The sequence below is a fragment of the Sphingobium sp. WCS2017Hpa-17 genome, assembly GCF_031843765.1.
In the GTDB taxonomy this organism is placed as follows: Bacteria; Pseudomonadota; Alphaproteobacteria; order Sphingomonadales; family Sphingomonadaceae; genus Sphingobium.
On sequence record NZ_JAVTIV010000063.1, the window covers coordinates 1 to 1055 of the forward strand.

The following is a 1055-nucleotide window of genomic DNA, read 5'->3' on the forward strand; positions in this document are numbered from 1 at the left end:
TAGAGCGGATTTCGACCGTTATGAATCGGCAAGGGTTTCCAAGAGCGTGATTTTATGATTCAGAATCCCTGTTGGTGGAGGAGGCCAGCATGGATGGGTCAGCCTTTGTCTATGGATTTGCGCTCGCGGCTTCTGGCGGCGATTGACGGGGGTTTGAGCTGCCGTGCGGCGGCGGCGCGGTTTGGGGTTGCGCCATCGACGGCGATCCGATGGCAGGCACAATGGCGCGAGACGGGCGATTATAGCCCCAAGCCTCAGGGCGGTGACATGCGCTCACGCATGATCGAGACGCGGGGGCAGGACATCCTCGCCCTTTGGGAGAGCCGCAAGGACATCACGCTGGAGGAGCTACGCGTAGGTTTGGCCGAGATTGGCCTGAGCGTGTCTGTGGCCGGACTTCACCGCTTCTTCGTGCGCCGCGGCATGACGCGCAAAAAAAGACTGCTCATGCAATCGAGCAGGACCGGCCCGACGTCCTGAATCAACGGCACGACTGGTTCGATAGTCAGATCGATCTGGAGCCCGAACGCCTCGTGTTCATTGATGAAACCTGGACCGCCACCAACATGACCCGCAGCCATGGTCGCTGCCGGAAAGGCGAGCGCTTGCGTATGGGCTTTCCGCATGGTCACCGCAAAACGACCACGCTGGTGGCCGGATTGCGCATGACCGGCATGGTCGCGCCAATGGTGCTCGATGGCCCGATCAACGGCGACTGGTTCGAAGCCTATGTCACCCACGTGCTCGTACCCGTTTTGCAGCCCGGTGATGTCGTGATCATGGATAACCTGTCGAGCCACAAGCGCGCCTCAGTGCGTGAACTGATTGAAGCGGCGGGCGCGACGCTGCGGTTCTTGCCGCCATACAGCCCGGACTTCAATCCGATCGAAAAAGCCTTTTCAAAACTCAAAGCCTTGCTGCGAAAGGCGGAAGAAAGAACCGTCAGCGGACTGTGGGGCCTGATCGGCAAACTCGTCGATATCTTCCAGCCAATGGAATGTGCCAACTACTTCAGTTCGTGCGGGTATGATCTGGAATGATCGAAAAACGCTCTA

Annotated in this window: 1 protein-coding gene; it reads left to right on the forward strand. The window is 58.9% G+C overall.

The window, feature by feature from the left end; translation table 11 throughout:
• Window positions 1-93: 93 nt before the first annotated feature.
• A protein-coding gene (locus RQH62_RS24920) for an IS630 family transposase (protein ID WP_405053600.1) occupies window positions 94-1040 on the forward strand; the annotation gives its coding sequence in 2 pieces (ribosomal slippage) (window positions 94-442 and window positions 442-1040; 948 coding nt in all).
• Window positions 1041-1055: the final 15 nt, after the last annotated feature.